General features: G+C 66.9%; 26 protein-coding genes. All 26 read left to right on the top strand.

From position 1 onward, the window contains the following. Positions 1-85: 85 nt before the first annotated feature. The 26 genes from fusA to map all read left to right on the top strand — a co-directional run bounded on the left by fusA (position 86) and on the right by map (position 16,617). Positions 86-2,188 (top strand): elongation factor G, encoded by a 2,103-nt coding sequence (fusA, locus tag C1729_RS07300; protein WP_102509359.1) that lies wholly within the window; start codon positions 86-88, stop codon positions 2,186-2,188. A gap of 132 nt (positions 2,189-2,320) precedes the next feature. Then, positions 2,321-3,517, top strand: coding sequence for an elongation factor Tu (gene tuf, locus C1729_RS07295; RefSeq protein WP_102509358.1), 1,197 nt, complete (start codon positions 2,321-2,323; stop codon positions 3,515-3,517). A gap of 489 nt (positions 3,518-4,006) precedes the next feature. Continuing rightward, a complete protein-coding gene (gene rpsJ, locus C1729_RS07290; protein ID WP_102509357.1) occupies positions 4,007-4,315 on the top strand; it encodes a 30S ribosomal protein S10 in 309 nt (102 codons plus the stop codon). A 17-nt stretch (positions 4,316-4,332) separates the two neighbouring features. Continuing rightward, positions 4,333-4,989 (top strand): 50S ribosomal protein L3, encoded by a 657-nt coding sequence (gene rplC / locus C1729_RS07285; protein WP_102509356.1) that lies wholly within the window; start codon positions 4,333-4,335, stop codon positions 4,987-4,989. A gap of 8 nt (positions 4,990-4,997) precedes the next feature. After that, a complete protein-coding gene (gene rplD / locus C1729_RS07280; RefSeq protein ID WP_102509355.1) occupies positions 4,998-5,693 on the top strand; it encodes a 50S ribosomal protein L4 in 696 nt (231 codons plus the stop codon). After that, positions 5,690-5,992: a 50S ribosomal protein L23 gene (rplW, locus tag C1729_RS07275; RefSeq protein ID WP_102509354.1), complete on the top strand. Its 303-nt coding sequence runs from the start codon at positions 5,690-5,692 to the stop codon at positions 5,990-5,992. The genes rplD and rplW overlap by 4 nt, the downstream gene beginning before the upstream one ends. Before the next feature lie 34 nt (positions 5,993-6,026). Then, positions 6,027-6,863 (top strand): 50S ribosomal protein L2, encoded by an 837-nt coding sequence (gene rplB, locus C1729_RS07270; protein WP_102509353.1) that lies wholly within the window; start codon positions 6,027-6,029, stop codon positions 6,861-6,863. 14 nt (positions 6,864-6,877) lie between these two features. Beyond that, a complete protein-coding gene (rpsS, locus tag C1729_RS07265; RefSeq protein ID WP_102509352.1) occupies positions 6,878-7,159 on the top strand; it encodes a 30S ribosomal protein S19 in 282 nt (93 codons plus the stop codon). After that, entirely contained in the window at positions 7,156-7,563 is a 408-nt protein-coding gene (gene rplV, locus C1729_RS07260) for a 50S ribosomal protein L22 (RefSeq protein ID WP_102509351.1), read from the top strand. The genes rpsS and rplV overlap by 4 nt, the downstream gene beginning before the upstream one ends. Beyond that, positions 7,563-8,378 carry a 30S ribosomal protein S3 gene (gene rpsC / locus C1729_RS07255; protein ID WP_102509350.1) on the top strand — a complete coding sequence of 272 codons (816 nt, stop codon included), beginning with the start codon at positions 7,563-7,565 and terminating at the stop codon, positions 8,376-8,378. The genes rplV and rpsC overlap by 1 nt, the downstream gene beginning before the upstream one ends. Before the next feature lie 2 nt (positions 8,379-8,380). Beyond that, positions 8,381-8,800 (top strand): 50S ribosomal protein L16, encoded by a 420-nt coding sequence (rplP, locus tag C1729_RS07250; RefSeq protein WP_102509349.1) that lies wholly within the window; start codon positions 8,381-8,383, stop codon positions 8,798-8,800. Continuing rightward, complete coding sequence (gene rpmC / locus C1729_RS07245; RefSeq protein ID WP_102509348.1) at positions 8,800-9,039, top strand: 50S ribosomal protein L29; 240 nt, start codon at positions 8,800-8,802, stop codon at positions 9,037-9,039. The genes rplP and rpmC overlap by 1 nt, the downstream gene beginning before the upstream one ends. An 8-nt stretch (positions 9,040-9,047) precedes the next feature. Then, entirely contained in the window at positions 9,048-9,320 is a 273-nt protein-coding gene (gene rpsQ, locus C1729_RS07240) for a 30S ribosomal protein S17 (RefSeq protein ID WP_102510575.1), read from the top strand. Positions 9,321-9,447: 127 nt separating this feature from the next. Continuing rightward, entirely contained in the window at positions 9,448-9,816 is a 369-nt protein-coding gene (gene rplN / locus C1729_RS07235; protein ID WP_102509347.1) for a 50S ribosomal protein L14, read from the top strand. 1 nt (position 9,817) lies between these two features. Beyond that, positions 9,818-10,168: a 50S ribosomal protein L24 gene (gene rplX / locus C1729_RS07230; RefSeq protein WP_102509346.1), complete on the top strand. Its 351-nt coding sequence runs from the start codon at positions 9,818-9,820 to the stop codon at positions 10,166-10,168. Further along, positions 10,168-10,731 (top strand): 50S ribosomal protein L5, encoded by a 564-nt coding sequence (rplE, locus tag C1729_RS07225; RefSeq protein ID WP_102509345.1) that lies wholly within the window; start codon positions 10,168-10,170, stop codon positions 10,729-10,731. The genes rplX and rplE overlap by 1 nt, the downstream gene beginning before the upstream one ends. 1 nt (position 10,732) lies before the next feature. After that, the gene (locus C1729_RS07220; protein WP_102509344.1) at positions 10,733-10,918 is read left to right on the top strand and encodes a type Z 30S ribosomal protein S14; all 186 of its coding nucleotides are present in this window, start codon (positions 10,733-10,735) and stop codon (positions 10,916-10,918) included. A 75-nt stretch (positions 10,919-10,993) separates the two neighbouring features. Next, the gene (gene rpsH, locus C1729_RS07215; RefSeq protein ID WP_102509343.1) at positions 10,994-11,392 is read left to right on the top strand and encodes a 30S ribosomal protein S8; all 399 of its coding nucleotides are present in this window, start codon (positions 10,994-10,996) and stop codon (positions 11,390-11,392) included. Between the two features lie 20 nt (positions 11,393-11,412). Beyond that, positions 11,413-11,952, top strand: a complete 540-nt coding sequence (gene rplF / locus C1729_RS07210; RefSeq protein WP_102509342.1) for a 50S ribosomal protein L6 — start codon at positions 11,413-11,415, stop codon at positions 11,950-11,952. A gap of 2 nt (positions 11,953-11,954) precedes the next feature. Further along, on the top strand, positions 11,955-12,326 hold the full coding sequence (rplR, locus tag C1729_RS07205) for a 50S ribosomal protein L18 (RefSeq protein ID WP_102509341.1): 372 nt from the start codon (positions 11,955-11,957) through the stop codon (positions 12,324-12,326). Between the two features lie 37 nt (positions 12,327-12,363). Further along, the gene (gene rpsE / locus C1729_RS07200) at positions 12,364-13,023 is read left to right on the top strand and encodes a 30S ribosomal protein S5 (protein ID WP_102509340.1); all 660 of its coding nucleotides are present in this window, start codon (positions 12,364-12,366) and stop codon (positions 13,021-13,023) included. Beyond that, the gene (gene rpmD / locus C1729_RS07195) at positions 13,023-13,205 is read left to right on the top strand and encodes a 50S ribosomal protein L30 (RefSeq protein WP_102509339.1); all 183 of its coding nucleotides are present in this window, start codon (positions 13,023-13,025) and stop codon (positions 13,203-13,205) included. The genes rpsE and rpmD overlap by 1 nt, the downstream gene beginning before the upstream one ends. A 2-nt stretch (positions 13,206-13,207) precedes the next feature. Further along, positions 13,208-13,687: a 50S ribosomal protein L15 gene (gene rplO, locus C1729_RS07190; protein ID WP_102509338.1), complete on the top strand. Its 480-nt coding sequence runs from the start codon at positions 13,208-13,210 to the stop codon at positions 13,685-13,687. Positions 13,688-13,900: 213 nt separating this feature from the next. Next, the gene (secY, locus tag C1729_RS07185) at positions 13,901-15,184 is read left to right on the top strand and encodes a preprotein translocase subunit SecY (RefSeq protein WP_102509337.1); all 1,284 of its coding nucleotides are present in this window, start codon (positions 13,901-13,903) and stop codon (positions 15,182-15,184) included. After that, positions 15,181-15,759 (top strand): adenylate kinase, encoded by a 579-nt coding sequence (locus C1729_RS07180; RefSeq protein WP_102509336.1) that lies wholly within the window; start codon positions 15,181-15,183, stop codon positions 15,757-15,759. Before secY ends, C1729_RS07180 begins: the two co-directional genes overlap by 4 nt. Before the next feature lie 18 nt (positions 15,760-15,777). Continuing rightward, positions 15,778-16,617, top strand: a complete 840-nt coding sequence (map, locus tag C1729_RS07175; protein ID WP_102509335.1) for a type I methionyl aminopeptidase — start codon at positions 15,778-15,780, stop codon at positions 16,615-16,617. Positions 16,618-16,701 lie beyond the last annotated feature (84 nt).

Below are 16,701 nucleotides of genomic sequence, written 5' to 3'. Positions count from 1 at the left end.
AGGCGCCCCGGACAACCCGGGGCGCCTCCGGCACGCGGGCTCGCGCCCGTCCGACGTCGTCCTCCCACCACTAAGGGGAAATCTCGTGGCACTTGACGTGCTGACCGACCTGAACAAGGTCCGCAACATCGGCATCATGGCCCACATCGATGCCGGCAAGACCACCACCACCGAGCGCATCCTGTTCTACACGGGTGTCAACTACAAGCTCGGCGAGACGCACGATGGTGCCTCGACGATGGACTGGATGGAGCAGGAGCAGGAGCGCGGCATCACGATCACGTCGGCCGCGACGACCTGCTACTGGCACGACAACCAGATCAACATCATCGACACCCCCGGGCACGTCGACTTCACGGTCGAGGTCGAGCGTTCGCTGCGCGTCCTCGACGGTGCTGTCGCGGTGTTCGACGGCAAGGAGGGCGTCGAGCCCCAGTCCGAGACCGTCTGGCGCCAGGCCGACAAGTACAACGTGCCCCGCATCTGCTTCGTCAACAAGATGGACAAGCTCGGCGCGGACTTCTACTTCACCGTGAAGACGATCGTCGAGCGGCTCAAGGCGAAGCCGCTTGTCGTCCAGCTCCCCATCGGGGCTGAGAACGACTTCATCGGCATGGTCGACCTCCTCGAGATGAAGGCCATGGTCTGGCGCGGCGAGACCAAGCTCGGCGAGCACTACGACGTCGAGGAGATCCCTGCGGACCTTCAGGAGAAGGCGGAGCAGTACCGCGCCCAGCTCATCGAGGACGTCGCGGAGGCCGACGAGGCTCTTCTCGAGAAGTACCTCGGTGGCGAGGAGCTCACGGTCGCCGAAATCAAGTCTGGTATCCGCAAGCTCGTCATCGCTGGCGAGGCCTTCCCGGTCCTCTGCGGCTCGGCGTTCAAGAACAAGGGCGTCCAGCCCATGCTCGACGCGGTCGTCGACTACCTGCCGTCGCCGCTCGACGTCCCCGCGATCGAGGGCACGAGCCCCAAGGACGAGGACATCAAGATCGAGCGTCACCCGAGCGCCGACGAGCCGTTCTCGGCACTCGCGTTCAAGGTCGCCGCGCACCCGTTCTTCGGCAAGCTCACCTACGTCCGTGTCTACTCGGGCAAGGTCGACCAGGGGGCGCAGATCCTCAACGCGACCAAGGGCAAGAAGGAGCGCGTCGGCAAGCTCTTCCAGATGCACTCCAACAAGGAGAACCCGGTCGACTCGGCGACCGCGGGCCACATCTTCGCGTTCATCGGTCTCAAGGACGTCACCACGGGTGACACGCTCTGCGACCCCGCGAGCCCTGTGGTCCTCGAGTCGATGACCTTCCCCGAGCCCGTCATCGACGTGGCGATCGAGCCGAAGACGAAGGCCGACCAGGAGAAGCTCGGCGTCGCGATCCAGAAGCTCGCCGAGGAGGACCCGACGTTCCGCGTCAAGCTCGACGAGGAGACCGGCCAGACCGTCATCGGCGGCATGGGCGAGCTCCACCTCGACATCCTCGTGGACCGCATGCGCCGCGAGTTCAAGGTCGAGGCGAACGTCGGCAAGCCGCAGGTCGCGTACCGGGAGACCATCCGTCGCACGGCGGAGAAGGTCGACTACACGCACAAGAAGCAGACCGGTGGTTCGGGCCAGTTCGCGAAGGTCCAGGTGACCTTCGAGCCGCTCGAGACGACGGACGGCCAGCTCTACGAGTTCGTCAACGCCGTCACGGGTGGCCGTATCCCGCGTGAGTACATCCCGTCGGTCGACGCCGGTATCCAGTCGGCGATGCAGCTCGGTGTCCTCGCCGGCTTCCCGCTCGTCGGGGTCAAGGCGACCCTCGTCGACGGTGCCTACCACGACGTCGACTCCTCGGAGATGGCGTTCAAGATCGCGGGCTCGATGGTTCTCAAGGAGGGCGTTCGCAAGGCGGACCCCGTCATCCTTGAGCCCGTCATGGCGGTCGAGGTCCGTACTCCTGAGGAGTACATGGGCGACGTCATCGGCGACATCAACTCGCGCCGTGGCATGATCCAGTCCATGGAGGACGCCACCGGCGTTAAGGTGGTGCGTGCCCAGGTGCCGCTCTCCGAGATGTTCGGGTACATCGGTGACCTGCGTTCCAAGACGCAGGGTCGCGCCGTGTACTCGATGCAGTTCGACAGCTACTCCGAGGTCCCTCGGAACGTTGCCGAAGAGATCATCAAGAAGACCCGGGGCGAGTGAGTCCCCACAGGTCGACCAGCAAGTTCCAACCAATCAACCTGTAGCGACCCGCACGCCCGGCAGATGCTCGCCCCGCGAGGGGCGAGGACCTGCATCGTTCGGCACAACTACCCAAGTCCCAGGAGGACCCCAGTGGCGAAGGCCAAGTTCGAGCGGAGCAAGCCGCACGTCAACATCGGCACCATCGGTCACGTCGACCACGGCAAGACGACGCTGACGGCTGCGATCTCGAAGACGCTCGCGGACACGTTCCCCGACCTGCCCGCGAACACCCAGCGGAACTTCGACGAGATCGACAAGGCTCCCGAAGAGAAGCAGCGCGGCATCACGATCAACATCTCGCACATCGAGTACGAGACGCCCAAGCGTCACTACGCGCACGTCGACGCGCCGGGTCACGCTGACTACATCAAGAACATGATCACGGGTGCGGCGCAGATGGACGGCGCGATCCTCGTCGTCGCCGCGACCGACGGTCCGATGGCCCAGACGCGTGAGCACGTTCTGCTCGCGCGCCAGGTCGGCGTTCCCTACCTCCTCGTCGCGCTCAACAAGTCCGACATGGTCGACGACGAGGAGATCCTCGAGCTCGTCGAGATGGAGGTGCGTGAGCTCCTTTCGTCGCAGGGCTTCCCCGGCGACGACGCTCCCGTCGTCCGCGTCTCGGGCCTCAAGGCTCTCGAGGGCGACCCCGAGTGGGCGGCGAAGATCGTCGAGCTCATGGAGGCTGTGGACGAGAACGTCCCCGACCCCGTCCGTGACCTCGACAAGCCCTTCCTCATGCCGATCGAGGACGTCTTCACGATCACCGGTCGTGGCACCGTCGTCACCGGCAAGGTTGACCGCGGCACGCTCGACGTCAACACCGAGGTCGAGATCGTCGGTATCCGTCCGGTCCAGAAGACCACGGTCACGGGCATCGAGACGTTCCACAAGCAGATGGACCAGGCGCAGGCCGGTGACAACACTGGTCTCCTTCTGCGTGGCATCAAGCGTGAGGACGTCGAGCGCGGCCAGGTCGTCGTCAAGCCGGGCTCGATCACGCCGCACACCGAGTTCGAGGCGCGTGTCTACATCCTCGCCAAGGACGAGGGTGGCCGTCACAACCCGTTCTACTCGAACTACCGCCCGCAGTTCTACTTCCGCACCACGGACGTCACGGGTGTCATCACGCTGCCCGAGGGCACCGAGATGGTCATGCCCGGTGACAACACCGAGATGACGGTCACGCTCATCCAGCCCATCGCGATGGACGAGGGCCTCGGCTTCGCCATCCGCGAGGGTGGCCGCACGGTCGGCTCGGGCCAGGTCACGAAGATCCTCAAGTGATCATCTGATCCTCGGTCCGCGGCTCGCGTGAGCTGCAACCTCAGCAAGGCCCGGTTCCCGTTCGCAGGGGGCCGGGCCTTGCTGCGTCTCGCTCGATGCTTGGTCCGGCCAGCTCCGGACGCCGGCGGGGGAGCGGTGGGATGCAGGTCACGGGCGCCAGGGTTTGTGTCGGCGAGGGGTCTCGTGGCAGGATGGTCAAGTTGCCTGTCACGGGCGCGCTCATTCAAGTGTCGAACAGTGTGTTGATCCGCGGGTCCGTCCCGTGAGGTGGACTCTCTGTGCGCACAGATCGAATGCCCCTCACGGTGAGCGCCCGACAGGCTGCCGAACGTCGTGACGTTTCGGTAATCGCCTGGCGAGAACCGGAACGACACACCCACCGGCCCGATCCCTCTGGGGAGAGCGTGACCGTGTGTGCCGCACCTAGCGACACGCCCGAGCGCGTGGGTCGGACATCCTGCAGTTCTAGAGAGAGAGTCAGACGACGCCATGGCGGGACAGAAGATCCGCATCCGGCTCAAGTCCTACGACCACGAGGTCATCGACAGCTCGGCGCGCAAGATCGTCGACACGGTGGTCCGCGCTGGTGCAACGGTCGTGGGTCCGGTGCCGCTGCCGACGGAGAAGAACGTTTTCTGCGTCATCCGGTCGCCTCACAAGTACAAGGACAGCCGCGAGCACTTCGAGATGCGCACGCACAAGCGCCTTATCGACATCATCGATCCCACGCCGAAGGCCGTCGACTCGCTCATGCGTCTCGACCTGCCTGCGGACGTGAACATCGAGATCAAGCTCTGAGCGGAGGGAGACAGACTATGACCGCTCAGAACGACCGCCCCGTGAAGGCGGTGCTCGGCACGAAGCTCGGCATGACCCAGGTGTGGGACGAGTCGGGCCGAGTCGTGCCCGTCACCGTCGTGCGCGTCGGTGCCAACGTCGTGACGCAGATCCGCTCGATCGAGAACGATGGCTACACGGCCGTCCAGCTCGCCACGGGCCAGATCGACCCGCGCAAGGTCACCAAGCCCCTCAAGGGCCACTTCGAGAAGGCGGGCGTCACGCCGCGCCGTCACCTCGTCGAGGTCCGCACGTCCGACGCTGCCGAGTACGCGCTCGGCCAGGAGATCAACGCGGAGGCCTTCGAGGCCGGCGCGAAGGTCGACGTCGTCGGCACGACCAAGGGCAAGGGCTTTGCCGGTGTCATGAAGCGCCACGGCTTCGCCGGCGTGAGCGCCTCGCACGGTGCTCACCGCAACCACCGCAAGCCCGGCTCCATCGGTGGCGCCTCGACGCCCGGTCGCGTCTTCCGCGGCCAGCGGATGGCCGGCCGCATGGGTAACGAGCGCCAGACCACCCAGAACCTGACCGTCTTCGCGGTCGACGCTGAGAAGGGTCTGCTGCTCGTCAAGGGCGCAGTTCCCGGCCCCAAGGGCGGCGTCGTCCTCGTGCGTAGCGCCGTGAAGGGAGCGTGACCGCAATCATGGCTGACACGCTGACCGTCGACGTCATCGACCCGACGGGCAAGAAGGCCGGCACCGCCGAGCTTCCTGCCGAGGTGTTCGACGTCCAGACGAACGTCCCGCTCATCCACCAGGTCGTCGTCGCCCAGCGCGCTGCTGCGCGCCAGGGTACGGCCGACACCAAGACCCGTGCTGAGGTCTCCGGTGGTGGGCGCAAGCCGTACAAGCAGAAGGGCACCGGTCGTGCCCGCCAGGGATCGACCCGCGCGCCGCAGTTCGCCGGCGGTGGCGTCGTCCACGGCCCGACGCCGCGTGACTACACGCAGCGCACCCCCAAGAAGATGAAGGCCGCCGCTCTCCGTGGCGCCCTTTCGGACCGCGCCCGTCACGGTCGCGTCCACGTTGTCACCGGCTTTGGCATCGACGGCGCGCCGTCGACGAGCTCGGCGCTCAAGGTCCTCGCGGGCTTCTCCGAGCGCAAGAACGTCCTCGTCGTGCTCGAGCGTGGCGACGAGCTCACGGTGAAGTCGCTCCGGAACGCCGCGCAGGTGCACCTCCTGGTCGCTGACCAGCTCAACACCTACGACGTGCTCATCTCGGACGACATCGTCTTCACCCAGGGCGCACTCGAGGCATTCCTGGCCGGGCCGACCACCGGACGTTCCGCCACGGCTGTGGCCTCGTCCGCCGAGATCGCCGAGGAGGACGCCAAGTGAGCGCTCTGCAGAAGAACCCGCGCGACATCCTGATCGCGCCGGTCGTCTCCGAGAAGAGCTACGGGCTCCTCGACGAGGGTAAGTACACCTTCGTCGTGGCTCCCGACGCCAACCGTGCCGAGATCAAGATCGCCATCGAGAAGGTCTTCGGGGTCAAGGTCGAGTCGGTCAACACGATCAACCGCAAGGGGAAGTCGCGTCGCACCCGCTTCGGCATCGGTAAGCGCAAGGACACGAAGCGCGCGATCGTCACCCTCCGTGAGGGCTCGATCGACATCTTCGGCGGCCCGGTCGGCTGACGCCGGTCGAACAGCAGATTGAGGACAAGTTCCCATGGGAATCCGTAAGTACAAGCCGACGACGCCGGGTCGTCGCGGCGCGAGCGTCGCGGACTTCGTCGAGATCACGCGATCGGAGCCGGAGAAGTCGCTGGTCCGCCCGCTGACGAAGACCGGTGGCCGTAACAACACCGGTCGCATCACGACGCGTCACAAGGGCGGTGGCCACAAGCGTGCCTACCGCGTCATCGACTTCCGTCGCCACGACAAGGACGGCGTGCCGGCCAAGGTCGCTCACATCGAGTACGACCCCAACCGCACCGCGCGCATCGCGCTCCTTCACTACGCGGACGGCGAGAAGCGCTACATCATCGCGCCGAACAAGCTGTCGCAGGGCGACACGGTCGAGGCCGGTCCGTCGGCCGACATCAAGCCGGGCAACAACCTGCCGCTGCGCAACATCCCGACCGGTACGGTCATCCACGCCATCGAGCTCCGTCCTGGTGGCGGCGCGAAGATCGCGCGTTCGGCCGGCACCTCGGTGCAGCTCGTCGCGAAGGACGGCCCGTACGCGCAGCTGCGCATGCCGTCCGGCGAGATCCGCAACGTCGATGCGCGCTGCCGCGCGACCATCGGCGAGGTCGGCAATGCCGAGCAGTCGAACATCAACTGGGGCAAGGCCGGCCGTATGCGATGGAAGGGCGTTCGCCCGACCGTCCGCGGCGTGGTCATGAACCCGATCGACCACCCCCACGGTGGTGGTGAGGGTCGTACGTCCGGTGGTCGTCACCCGGTGAGCCCCTGGGGCCAGCCGGAGGGCCGCACCCGCCGTCCGAACAAGGCGAGCGACAAGCTCATCGTGCGTCGCCGTCGTACTGGCAAGAAGCGCTGATAGGAGCCTGACAGATGCCACGCAGCCTGAAGAAGGGTCCTTTCGTCGACGGACACCTTCAGAAGAAGGTCGATGTCCAGAACGAGGCCGGGACGAAGAACGTCATCAAGACGTGGTCCCGCCGGTCGGTCATCACGCCCGACTTCCTCGGTCACACCTTCGCCGTTCACGACGGTCGCAAGCACGTCCCGGTGTTCGTCACCGAGTCGATGGTCGGCCACAAGCTGGGCGAGTTCGCCCCCACGCGCACCTTCAAGGGGCACGTGAAGGATGACAAGAAGGGTAGAAGGCGATGAGCGCAGTCGCTGACAAGCGCACCCGGCGGGACAACCTGCTCGGCGATGCCGCGGGAGACTTCGCGATCGCCCGGTTCGTTCGCGCCACCCCCCAGAAGGTCCGTCGTGTTGCCGACCTCGTCCGCGGCCAGTCCGTGGCCGACGCGGTCCTCACGCTGACCTACGCCCCGCAGGCCGCTGCGGACGACGTGCTCAAGGTCGTCCAGTCTGCTGCCGCCAACGCGGTCAACAACGGCGGTCTCGTTCGCGAGTCGCTCGTCGTCACGCAGATCCTCGTCGACGAGGGCCCGACGCTCAAGCGTTTCCGCCCCCGTGCGCAGGGACGTGCCGGCCGCATCCTCAAGCGGACGAGCCACATCACCGTGGTCGTCGAGCCGCGTGACCTGAAGGGAAGTGCCCGCTAGTGGGACAGAAGATTCACCCGCTGGGGTACCGACTCGGCATCACCACCGACCACCGGTCGCGCTGGTTCGCCGACTCGACGAAGCCCGGTCAGCGGTACCGCGACTACGTCCGCGAGGACGTCCAGATCCGCAAGCTCATGTCCGAGGGACTCGAGCGCGCGGGTATCTCCAAGGTCGAGATCGAGCGCACCCGTGACCGCGTCCGCGTGGACATCCACACGGCTCGCCCGGGCATCGTCATCGGTCGCCGTGGCGCCGAGGCCGACCGCATCCGCGGCGAGCTCGAGAAGCTCACGGGCAAGCAGGTCCAGCTCAACATCCTCGAGGTGAAGAACGCCGAGATCGACGCTCAGCTCGTCGCTCAGGGCATCGCGGAGCAGCTCGCTTCTCGCGTCTCCTTCCGTCGTGCGATGCGCAAGGGCATGCAGTCCGCGCAGCGCGCCGGCGCCAAGGGCATCCGTGTCCAGTGCTCCGGCCGCCTCGGCGGCGCCGAGATGAGCCGTTCGGAGTTCTACCGCGAGGGCCGTGTGCCGCTGCACACGCTGCGCGCGAACATCGACTACGGCTTCTTCGAGGCCCGCACCACCTTTGGTCGCATCGGCGTCAAGGTGTGGATCTACAAGGGCGACATGACGGAGAAGGAGTTCGCTCGCGAGCAGGCCTCCCAGGCCCCGCGCGGCCGTGGTGGTCGTGGCGAGCGTCCCGCCCGTGGTGGTCGTCGTCAGGAGCGTCCGGCTGTCGCCGACGCCCCCGTCTCGGCCGAGGCCCCCGCCCAGGAGGCGCCCGCGGCCGCTGAGTCCGGAACGGAGGCCTGAGCATGCTGATCCCGCGCAGGCTCAAGCACCGCAAGCAGCACCACCCGAGCCGTTCGGGTGCTGCCAAGGGCGGTACCCAGATCGCGTTCGGCGAGTACGGCATCCAGGCCCTGGAGCCCGCCTACGTGACCAACCGTCAGATCGAGTCCGCTCGTATCGCGATGACGCGTCACATCAAGCGTGGTGGAAAGGTGTGGATCAACATCTACCCCGACCGCCCGCTGACGAAGAAGCCCGCCGAGACCCGCATGGGTTCCGGTAAGGGTTCGCCCGAGTGGTGGATCGCCAACGTCAAGCCCGGCCGCATCGTCTTCGAGCTGGCCGGCGTCGACGAGGAGCTGGCCCGCGAGGCCATGCGCCGTGCGATGCACAAGCTCCCGATGAAGTGCCGTTTCGTGGTGCGCGAGGGTGGTGTCAACTGATGGCTGTCGGTAGCAAGGACCTGGCCACGACCGAGCTGGACGCTATGACCGACGAGGCGCTCGCCGCCGAGCTGGACAAGGCGAAGCAGGAGCTCTTCAACCTGCGGTTCCAGTCCGCAACGGGGCAGCTCGAGTCCCACGGCCGCCTCAAGGCGGTCCGCCGTGACATCGCTCGGATCTACACGATCCTCCGTGAGCGTGAGCTCGGCATCCGTACCGCCCCGAGCGTGAGTGAGTGAAGGCTGAGATGAGCGAGAACACCACCGACGCGCGCAACCAGCGCAAGACCCGTCGCGGCTACGTCGTGTCCGACAAGATGGACAAGACCGTCGTCGTTGAGGTCGAGGACCGCGTCAAGCACCCGCTCTACGGCAAGGTCATCCGCCGTTCGAGCAAGGTCAAGGCCCACGACGAGCAGAACTCGGCGGGCATCGGCGACCTGGTCGTCATCATGGAGACTCGTCCGCTGTCCGCCTCGAAGAGGTGGCGTCTGGTCGAGATCGTGGAGAAGGCCAAGTAGCACGTCTGACGGCGAAGCGGAGTCTGCCTCCGCAAGGAGGTAGACTCCGCTTCGCCGCAGCATTGGAAAGTATCCGTTCGGCAAGGCTCGCAGCGCGAGAACCAGCTCGACGACAGGAGTTCACTACATGATCCAGCAGGAGTCGCGACTTCGTGTCGCCGACAACACGGGCGCCAAGGAGATCCTTTGCATCCGTGTTCTCGGTGGTTCGGGCCGTCGCTACGCCGGAATCGGCGACACTATCGTCGCAACCGTCAAGGACGCGATCCCTGGCGGCAACGTCAAGAAGGGTGACGTGGTCAAGGCCGTCGTCGTCCGTACCGTCAAGGAGCGCCGCCGCGCCGACGGTTCATACATCAAGTTCGACGAGAACGCGGCCGTGATCCTCAAGAACGACGGGGAGCCGCGCGGCACGCGCATCTTCGGTCCCGTCGGGCGTGAGCTGCGCGACAAGCGCTTCATGAAGATCATCTCGCTCGCACCGGAGGTGATCTGACATGGCGCAGATCAAGAAGGGCGACCAGGTCGTCGTCATCGCCGGCAAGGACAAGGGCCTCACGGGCCGCGTCCTCGAGGTCCTCAAGGACGCTGACCGCGTCATCGTCGAGGGCGTCGGCGTCGTCACGAAGCACACCAAGGCCGGCCAGAGCCAGCGCGGTGCGTCGACGGGCGGCATCGAGCGTGTCGAGGCCCCGATCCACATCTCGAACGTGCAGTACTACGACGCTGACGCCAAGCGCGGCAAGCGCCTGGGCAGCCGTACGGAGCAGGTCGAGCGAGACGGTCGCACCAAGACCGTCCGCGTCCGCGTGACCCGTGGCCACGGCGACGCTGAGAAGGACATCTGATGAGCACCGAGACCACCACGAAGCCGCGCCTCAAGGCGCGCTACGCCGCCGAGATCGTCCCTGCGCTGCAGGAGCAGTTCTCCTACGGCAACGTCAACGAGGTCCCGCGTCTGACCAAGATCGTGGTCAACATGGGTGTCGGCGACGCTGCGAAGGACTCGAAGCTCATCGAGGGCGCCATCCGCGATCTCACGCTCATCACGGGTCAGAAGCCCCAGGTGACGAAGGCGCGCAAGTCGATCGCGCAGTTCAAGCTCCGTGAGGGCATGCCGATCGGTGCGCACGCGACGCTCCGCGGCGACCGCATGTGGGAGTTTGCCGACCGCCTGCTCTCGGTTGCGCTCCCGCGCATCCGTGACTTCCGCGGCCTCTCGCCGAAGCAGTTCGACGGCAACGGCAACTACACGTTCGGCCTCACCGAGCAGTCGATGTTCTACGAGATCGACCCGGACGCGATCGACCGCGTCCGTGGCATGGACATCACCGTCGTGACGACCGCGAAGACCGACGACGAGGGCCGTGCGCTCCTCCGTCAGCTCGGCTTCCCGTTCAAGGAGAACTGACATGGCTAAGAAGGCCCTCATCAACAAGGCGGCCGCCAAGCCCAAGTTCGGTGTCCGCGCCTACACCCGGTGCCAGAAGTGCGGTCGTCCGCGCTCGGTGTACCGCAAGTTCGGTCTCTGCCGCGTGTGCGTCCGTGAGATGGCCCACCGTGGCGAGCTCCCGGGCGTCACGAAGAGCAGCTGGTAACAACTACGTCGCAGGTCCGTGCCGGCGCCAACGCGCGGCGGCTCGGATACCCCGACGAGGAAGGGCTACAGCCCAATGACGATGACTGACCCCATCGCAGACATGCTGACGCGTCTGCGTAACGCAAACCGGGCTCAGCACGACACGGTCTCCATGCCGTACTCGAAGCTGAAGTCAAACATTGCCGAGATCCTCAAGCGCGAGGGCTACATCTCGGGCTGGAACGTCGAGGCGGCCGCAGTCGGCCAGACCCTGACGATCGAGCTGAAGTACTCGCAGTCGCGCGAGCGCGCCCTCTCGGGCGTCCGCCGGGTCTCCAAGCCCGGCCTCCGCGTCTACGCGAAGTCCACCAACCTGCCGAAGGTCCTCGGCGGTCTGGGCGTGGCGATCCTCTCCACGTCCTCGGGCCTCCTCACGGACAAGCAGGCCGCAGAGAAGGGCGTGGGTGGGGAAGTCCTCGCCTACGTCTGGTAATCGGGAGAGGAGAGAAAACCATGTCTCGCATCGGTAAGATCCCCGTCCCGGTCCCGGCCGGAGTGGACGTCACCATCAGCGGTGCCCTCGTGACCGTCAAGGGCCCCAAGGGCTCCCTCGAGCACGTCGTCCCCGCCCAGCTCGAGGTCGCGCGCGACGAGGACGGCGCGATCGTCGTCACCCGTCGTGAGGACGACCGTGAGTCGCGTGCGCTGCACGGGCTCACCCGCACGCTCATCTCGAACGTCGTCGTCGGCGTGACCGAGGGTTACGAGAAGAAGCTCGAGATCGTCGGCACGGGTTACCGCGTCGCGGCCAAGGGCTCGGACCTCGAGTTCGCTCTCGGGTTCAGCCACCCGGTCGTCGTCTCGGCGCCCGAGGGCATCACGTTCGCGGTCGAGAGCCCCACGAAGTTCTCGGTCTCGGGCATCTCGAAGCAGCAGGTCGGCGAGGTCGCGGCGAACATCCGCAAGATCCGCAAGCCTGAGCCGTACAAGGGCAAGGGTGTGCGCTACGCGGGCGAGAACGTCCGCCGCAAGGCCGGAAAGGCTGGTAAGTGACCATGGCGATCAAGGTTCTGGGCAAGGGCACGGCGGTGGCGCGCAAGCGTCGTCACCTGCGCCTCCGCAAGAAGATCTCGGGCACCGCTGCTCGCCCCCGTCTCGTCGTGACGCGCTCGTCGCGCCACATGACGGCTCAGGTCGTCGACGACGCTCTGGGCCGCACGGTCGCGTCCGCCTCGACGCTCGAGGCCGACGTGCGCGCGCTCGACGGCGACAAGTCGGCGAAGGCCCGCAAGGTCGGCGAGCTCGTCGCCGAGCGTGCCAAGGCTGCCGGCATCGACGTCGTGGTCTTCGACCGCGGTGGCAACAAGTACCACGGTCGGGTCGCAGCGGTCGCCGACGGCGCCCGCGAGGGCGGTCTGTCCCTGTGACGGCGCGTACCCACTCCGAGAAGAAGAGGACGATCTGATGGCTGCTGGGCAGCGCAACACGGGCGCCCCTGCGGGCGGCGCCAGCAACGAGCAGGGCGATCGCCGTCGCGGCGACCGCGACGGCCGTCGCAACGACCGCCGCGGCGACGCGGCCGAGAAGAGCGCCTTCGTCGAGCGCGTCGTCACCATCAACCGCGTCTCCAAGGTCGTGAAGGGCGGTCGTCGCTTCAGCTTCACCGCCCTCGTGGTCGTCGGTGACGGCAACGGCACGGTCGGCGTCGGCTACGGCAAGGCCAAGGAGGTCCCCGCGGCGATCGCCAAGGGTGTCGAGGAGGCGAAGAAGAACTTCTTCAGCGTCCCCCGCATCCAGGGCACGATCCCTCACGCGGTGACCGGCGAGGCTGCGGCGGGCGTGGTGTTCCTGCGTCCCGCTGCCCCGGGTACCGGTGTTATCGCCGGTGGTCCGGTGCGTGCGGTCCTCGAGTGCGCGGGTATTCACGACGTGCTCTCGAAGTCGCTCGGGTCCTCCAACGCGATCAACATCGTGCACGCGACCGTGGCCGGTCTGCGCGCGCTCGAGCAGCCTGAGGCTGTTGCGGCGCGTCGTGGTCTGCCGCTCGAGCACGTCGCCCCGGCGGCGCTGCTCCGTGCACAGGCCGCCGGCAAGGCGGCCCAGGCTGCTGAGGTTGGTGCATGATGGCTCGACTCAAGGTGACCCAGAAGAAGTCCGCCATCGGCGGCAAGCAGAACCAGCGTGACACGCTGCGTACTCTGGGCCTCAAGCGGATCGGCGACAGCGCCGTGAAGGAGGACCGCCCGGAGATCCGCGGCATGGTCGCCACGGTGGCGCACCTCGTCACCGTCGAGGAGGTCGACTGATCATGGCTGAGGCCAAGAAGACCGAGGAGACCGCGCAGGGCGCGGCTCTCAAGGTCCACCACCTGCGTCCCGCCCCGGGCGCCAAGACCGCCAAGACCCGTGTGGGTCGTGGTGAGGCGTCCAAGGGTAAGACCGCAGGCCGCGGTACCAAGGGCACGAAGGCCCGCTACCAGGTTCCGGAGCGCTTTGAGGGCGGGCAGATGCCCCTCCACATGCGTCTCCCGAAGCTGCGCGGCTTCAAGAACCCGTTCCGTGTCGAGTACCAGGTTGTCAACCTGGACAAGCTCGCTGCTCTCTACCCCGCCGGTGGCGTCGTCACCGCGGAGGACCTCGTCGCCAAGGGCGCGGTCCGCAAGGGGCAGCTCGTCAAGGTGCTCGGCACCGGCGAGATCACGGTCAAGCTCAACGTCGCGGTCGACGCCGTGTCTGCCTCGGCCAAGGAGAAGATCCTTGCCGCGGGTGGCTCGGTGACCGAGGCCTGAGAACTCACGACGAGGCCGGGTGGTGCAGCTGCACCCCCGGCCTCGTCCGCGTCCAGACCCGTTCGGGTGATCCCGCAGGGAATCCCCGACCGGTCGTGGACAACGCACCGGCGTGATCCACGCTAGAGTGCCGAGGGCGACCGCGCGGTCGCCCTGGACAGCATCGCTGTGCGGTGCCACGACTCCCGTCGCTCGGCGGGGCAGGAGGAACTCGTGTTTGGCGCATTCGGACGGGCATTCCGCACACCCGACCTGCGGAAGAAGCTGCTCTTCACGATCGCGATGATGGTGCTCTACCGCGTCGGGTCGTTCATCCCGGCGCCGGGCGTCGACTACGCGAAGGTCCAGTCCTTCACCTCCGGCGAGAACGCACTTCTCGACATGATCAACCTCTTCAGCGGTGGCGCCCTCGTCCAGCTGTCGATCCTCGCGCTCGGCATCATGCCGTACATCACCGCGAGCATCATCATCCAGCTGCTGCGCGTGGTCATCCCGCGCTTCGAGGCTCTGCACAAGGAGGGCCAGTCCGGGCAGACGAAGCTCACCCAGTACACGCGCTACCTGACGATCGGCCTCGGTATCCTCCAGGCGACGACGATCGTCACGCTCGCGCGGACAGGTCAGCTCTTCGGCACGAGGGAGAGCCTCCTCGTCGACGACTCCTGGGTGACCGCGGGACTCATGATCCTCACCCTCACCGCGGGAACCGGCGTCATCATGTGGATGGGTGAGCTCATCACCGAGCGCGGCGTCGGCAACGGCATGTCGCTCCTCATCTTCACGTCCATCGCAGCGAGCTTCCCGAGCGTGCTCAGCTCCGTGGCCGGTGGCAACAACGGCGTGCGCAACACCCTGATCTTCATCGTCATGGTCGTTGCGGTCGTCGCCATCATCGTCTTCGTCGAGCAGTCGCAGCGTCGGATCAACGTCCAGTACGCCAAGCGGATGGTGGGCCGGCGCATGTACGGAGGCACGAGCACGTACATCCCCGTGAAGATCAACATCGCGGGTGTCATCCCCGTGATCTTCGCGTCCTCGATCCTCCAGCTGCCGACGATGCTCGGTCAGTTCGGCCCTCAGGACGCCGGCTGGGTCCGCTGGGTGAGCGCCAACCTCGCGACGACCAGCGCACCTCTCCACCTCGTGCTCTTCAGCGTGATGATCATCTTCTTCGCGTTCTTCTACACCGCGATCACGTTCAACCCGGACGAGGTCGCGGACAACATGAAGAAGTACGGTGGCTTCATCCCCGGGATCCGTGCGGGCCGCCCGACGGCGGAGTTCCTCGACTACGTCATCACCCGTGTGACGACGGTCGGCGCGCTCTACCTCGCGCTCGTGTCGCTCATCCCGACGTTCGTCTTCATCCTCCTGGGCATCGAGAACATCCCGTTCGGCGGCACGTCGATCATCATCATCGTCGGCGTCGGCCTCGACACGGTCAAGCAGGTCGACGCTCAGCTCCAGCAGCGTCACTACGAAGGGTTCCTCCGATGAGCGCACGTCTCGTCCTCCTCGGCGCACCGGGTGCAGGCAAGGGCACTCAGGCTGCCCGCCTCTCCGAGCGTCTCGGCGTCCCCGCGATCTCGACCGGGGACATCTTCCGCGCCAACATCAAGGGCGGGACCGAGCTGGGCCGGCTCGCGCAGTCGTACACGGACAAGGGCGAGCTCGTCCCCGACTCGGTGACGAACGACATGGTGCGTGCTCGTCTCGCGGAGGCCGACGCGACCGAGGGGTTCCTGCTCGACGGCTACCCGCGGAATACCGCGCAGGTCGCCGAGCTCGACGTCATCCTCGGTGAGCTCGGTGTCGCGCTCGACGGGGCGGTCGAGCTCACCGCCGATCCCGAGATCGTCACGGCGCGCCTTCTCAAGCGGGCAGAGATCGAGGGACGGGTCGACGACACGGAGGACGTCATCCGCACGCGTCTCGCGGTGTACGCCGAGCAGACCGCGCCGGTGGCCGGTCTCTACGCCGAGCGGGGCGCGCTCGTCGCGGTCGACGGCATCGGCGAGCTCGACGAGGTCACCGAGCGGCTCGTCGCTGCGATCACGCCTCTCGTCGGCTGAACCGACCAGGGAACATCGATGTTCGGCATCGAGCGTGTCGAGCTCAAAGACTCGGACGAGGTCCGTCTCATGCGTGAGGCGGGCCTCGTCGTCGCACGTGCACTCGCAGCGGTTCGCGAGGCCGCGCGAGCGGGCACCACGACGGCGGAGCTGGACGCTGTGGCCGCGTCCGTCATCGCCGAGGCTGGCGCCGTACCGTCGTTCCTCGGCTACCAGCGTTTTCCTGCGAGCACCTGCATCTCGGTGAACGACGAGGTCGTGCATGGCATCCCAGGAGCGCGGATCCTCGAGCCCGGCGACGTCGTCTCGATCGACTGCGGGGCCATCGTGCGCGGCTGGCACGGGGACGCCGCCGTGACGATCGTCCTCGACGACGCCGATCCTGCCGACGTCGCGCTGAGCGGGGCCGCACGCGACGCGATGTGGGCCGGTGTCGCGGCGCTGCACGGCGCGTCGCGCATCGGTGAGGTGAGCGCCGCGATCGATGACGCGATCACCGCAGCAGGCGAGGCGGACGGCGTCGTCTACGGCATCGTTGAGGAGTACGTCGGGCATGGCATCGGCACGGCGATGCACCAGGCGCCGGACGTGCCGAACTTTCGTTCGCGCGACCGCGGCGCACGCGTGCGACCTGGGCTGTGCGTGGCGATCGAGCCGATGCTGAGCCGCGGCGAGCGCTTCACCCAGGTGTGCGAGGACGACTGGACCGTCGTGACGGATGACGGCTCGCGTGCCGCCCACTGGGAGCACACCGTCGCGGTCCTCGAGGACGGCCTCTGGGTGCTCACCGCGGCCGACGGGGGAGCGGAGCAGCTCGCCGCCGCGGGCGTCCCGCTCGCCTCGATCGCCTTCACCTGAGGCCCAGTGGGTGAAATCCCCCAGAAACTCTCTCCCGGGGTTCTCTCGACATGCACGTCATGTGTGTGGCATCTAGCCTGTCGT

The sequence above is a fragment of the Sanguibacter massiliensis genome (genome assembly GCF_900240335.1).
GTDB lineage: Bacteria > Actinomycetota > Actinomycetes > Actinomycetales > Cellulomonadaceae > Flavimobilis > Flavimobilis massiliensis.
The sequence above is the reverse complement of the archived record's forward strand: the minus strand, read 5'-3'. Positions and strand labels throughout refer to the sequence as shown.